This window comes from Cetobacterium sp. (assembly GCF_048470075.1).
GTDB lineage: Bacteria > Fusobacteriota > Fusobacteriia > Fusobacteriales > Fusobacteriaceae > Cetobacterium_A.
The window spans coordinates 1-4,181 of the sequence record NZ_DBGBQB010000266.1; the positions used below are offsets into that span (position 1 = coordinate 1).

The 4,181-nt window shown below is 29.9% G+C and carries 2 protein-coding genes; both read left to right on the forward strand.

The window, feature by feature from the left end; all coding sequences use genetic code 11:
- Positions 1-6: 6 nt before the first annotated feature.
- Entirely contained in the window at positions 7-162 is a 156-nt protein-coding gene (locus ACMOUI_RS09600) for an OmpA family protein (RefSeq protein WP_418965482.1), read from the forward strand.
- A gap of 25 nt (positions 163-187) precedes the next feature.
- Positions 188-4,180 carry a hypothetical protein gene (locus ACMOUI_RS09605; protein WP_418965481.1) on the forward strand — a complete coding sequence of 1,331 codons (3,993 nt, stop codon included), beginning with the start codon at positions 188-190 and terminating at the stop codon, positions 4,178-4,180.
- Position 4,181: the final 1 nt, after the last annotated feature.

Consider the following 4,181-nt stretch of genomic DNA (forward strand, 5'->3'; position numbering starts at 1 on the left):
TTATCAATTGAAAGAGCTAGAGAGGTACAAAAATTTTTAATAGAAAAGGGTGTATCATCTGAAAAAATTTATGTAGAAGGACATTCAAAACAGTATCTAAATTCAAATAGTTCACTACTAGAAAAGGCTCAAAATAGAAGGGTTGAAATAAAAATAATTTAAAAATAATAAATGGGAGGATTGAATTATGAAAAATATTTGTAATGAGGAGAAATGTTTGAAAAGATATTTAAAAAATAAGATATCTTTAAACACAGAAACTGTTGTTAAATTTCTAATAACAGGAATGGTATTAGGTTCACTTACAGCTTGTGGAGGAGGTGGAGGAAACTCATCTAATCCTGTTCCACCAGTAGTAGACCAAGAACCACCAATACCAGAACCACCTTTAGTTGAAGAAGTAGAAATAAATAAAAATAATGAAGGGCATTCAATAGTGGGGGAAAATGTTAAAATATCAGGGACAATAAAGGCAGACACTAACTCTACAAATTTAATAGGAATAAAAGCAGAAAATTCAAACGTAGAAAGCAATGCAAATGTTATTTTAAATGGAGACGGAAATATAGGTATATATGGAACAACACGTAATGCAAGAAGTTTGTATTCTATTAAAAATACAGGAACTATAGAAGTAACAGGTAAAAATTCAATAGGAATGTCTGGTGAAAATGGTGTGTTAGTAGAAAATAATGGAACCATTATTGGAAAAGGACAAGGGTTGTACCAACAGAATCCAGATGGAACAATTATAGCAAATGATAGTGGAACAATTGGAATATTAGTAAATAATGGGTCAAAAGGAATAAATAATAAAGATATACTGTTAGACGGCGCATATACAAAAGGGATGCAAGCAATTAATGGGAGTATTATAGAAAATAATGGGAAAATTTCTATGAAATCAAAAATTGTTAGAGAAAGTGAGCTTTGGGAAGGAGAATACTATAATGAAGAAATGTATTCAAGGGAAAGAGGATTAAATGCTCAAAATGGAAGTATCGCAATAAATAATGGATTAATAACAGGAGAAGGAAGTATAACAGGAATAAAAGTTAAAAGTGGATCAAGAGGAGAAAATAATGGAACTATACAATTAGAATCATTAAGGCAAGACGCAGAGATTGTGGTTGATTATGGAGATTATTTTGTGTATTTACAAGATGAAAAGTTAGGAAAGGTGAGAGGACTTAGGGCAAGAGAGAAAGATAGTATTGTAATAAATAATAAAGATATCCAATTGTCTGGAGAGGCAATTGGAATGCAAGCTGATAGCAAAGGAACAGCAATAAATAACGGAAATATTCAATTGGTGTCTCAAAATATTAAAACTAGAGGTTATGCAAAAGGTGGGGAACCTTATGACTGGAAATATAAAGAGGTTGGAACAACTTATAGTGAATTAATAGGAATGTTTGCTAAAACTGGAACAATAGAAAATAGAGAAACAGGAAATATATCTTTATTAGGATCGGGATATGGAATGAGAGCTATTTTAAATTCAGTAGGAATAAATAATGGAAATATTTTAGCTGAAGCAAAAGCTGAATTATGGAGTGGAAGTGTAGGAGTAAATGACCCAGATCCGACAGAATTAAGACCACATAAATGGGCACCAATAGTAGGAATGGAAGCAAACGAATCTAAAATAGTTAATAATAAGGAAATTACTGTTCTTAATAGTGGAATAGGGATGATTGGAAAAGATAATTCAAAAGTAATTAATAATGATAAAATAGTAGTTAATGGAATATTTGATGAGGAATATAAAAGAATTCATTGGGCATTTGCAGAAAATTCAGGAATGTATTTGTTTAGAAATTCTTCTGGAGAAAATAATGGAAGTATAATAGTAACTGGAGATACAGAAAATGAGGCAGTGGTATTAGATGAAACTTCAAGTTTTGTAAATAACGGTAAAATAGAAGTTGAAACTATAGGAGAGCATGCTAGAGGAATATCAGGAAATGGAACTACTGGAGGAACAAAATTAATAAATAATGGAAGTATTAAAGTTAGCTATGCAAAAGGGAATTCTCAACATTCAGAAGATGTAGCGGGAATATCAGCAGTAAGAGATATTTTAAATACTGGAACTATTGAGATAAACTCAAATGAAGGTAGAATTGCAGCAGGAATAAAATCTAATAGCAGATTTTCGTCAGATAGTACTCGTGAAATTAGTAATAATAAAGATGGAAAAATAATAGTAAATGGTGATAATGTTATTGGAATTCAAGCTACAAATGATATAAATAATACAACAAATACAGATATTATTTCTATTGTGAATGATGGATTAATAGTAGTTAATGGAAAAATAAAAGATATTCCTATGGGAGATACAACAGAAGGAGAAATACCTACAGGAATTCAAGCTTTTAATTATGCTGGTCAATCAAATAAAGGATTAATAACTAATAATAATAAAATAGAAGTTGAAAGTTTAGATATTGCTAGAGGAATAGACTCTTATGGTAACGATGTTGTTAATAATGGAATTATTAGTGTAAAAGGAATAAATGCAGAAGGAATAAGGGTACAAGCAGAAGGAGCTATAGCAACAAATAATGGAACAATAAATGTTGATGGAAAAGGATCTTTTGGAATGTACGCAGGAATGGATAGCACAGCTATAAACTCAGAAACTGGTATAATTAATGTATCTGCAACAGCAGAAGGAGGAATGTTTGCAAGTGGACAAGGAGCAAAAGTAATAAATAAAGGAACTATTAATATAGCTAATAGAGATGGGCTAAACGAATCAAATAAAGAGAGTATAGCATTAAAATCAAGTGGTGGTGGAGTTATAGAAAATTATGGAACTATAAATATAGATGGAAACTTAACTTTAAACTCTATGAATAGTGGTAGATATGTAATTGGAACTAATAAAGATGGGTCTTATGGTAAGATATCTGCTAAAAATGTATCTATAGATGGAGATGTAGTTGTATCAACAGAAATAACAAAAAATGGATTTAAGAATGAATACACTATGCAAAATATTGTGGATGCTGAAAATATTTCTTTAGGAGATAACTTTAATTTTACCTCAAATTCACTACTTTACGATGCAAAAGCTGTAACAGACACATGGGGTAATTTAGATGCCACTTTAATAAGAAACAATAAAACTTTATCAGATTTTACAACAGGATATATTACATCAACTGCTAATATCTTTGGAAAATATCAAACTGAAGAGATGTTTAAAACTTTAAATGAAGATGCAAAAGAGGTTGTAAAAGCTATTGATACAAGTAGTGTAGAAGCAATAGATAGAAGTTTAAATAGTTTAACTCCAACAATATATTCAAACTTAGGAAGACAGATACTTGAAACAAGTGAAACATTTAAAGAGCAAGATATGGTAGCTATAAACAGTTTAGGAGAAAATAGTTATAACTTTACATTTATAGGAGAGTATCAAGATGTATCTTCTAGAAATAATATAGAAGGTTATAAGGGGAAATTAACAGGATTTGTAGGAGCTATGAATTTTGGAGATAGTACTTTTGGAACTCTTGGATATACTTATAATAATATTGATTATAAGGAAAATGGAAAAGGAAATATTCAAACAATACATTTAGGACTTAATAAATTTATAAAATATCAAGGAATGGATTTGAGATTAGGATTAGGTGGAGAGTATAACTTCCATGAAAATAAAAGAGATATAGATTTAGTTAGCAGAATAGCAGAATCAGATTTTGATTCTTATGGAGTAAGAGCTTCTGGAGAAGTATCAAAAATATTTGGAGAAAAGGTATTTGTAAAACCATATTTAGGATTTGATTTAGCTCATATGAAGTATGATTCATTTACAGAGTCAAATGCTAACTCATTAAATGCAACAGTTGAATCAGAAAACTATACATCAGTTCTTCCGAAAGTTGGATTATTAGTTGGAAATAAATTTGGAGGATTGGATTTGTTTGCAGGAATAGAATATTCATATGAATTAGGGAATATAGATAAAGAGCAAGAGTTCATTTATGAAGGATTTAGTGGAAAAGGAAAACTTCCAAAAGATGATTTAGAGTGCGGAACAACAGGAGTAAAATTAGGAGCAAACTATGGAGTTAATAATTTTACATTGGGTGTAAGTTTAGGTAAAAACTTTGGAAGAAGAGATAATAGTTTTGTTGATTTTTCTTTAGGATACACATTTTAAT

Excerpts from the sequence above, each read along its gene's own strand:
- ACMOUI_RS09605 (WP_418965481.1), top strand. The coding sequence starts at position 188 with ATGAAAAATATTTGTAATGAGGAGAAATGTTTGAAAAGATATTTAAAA.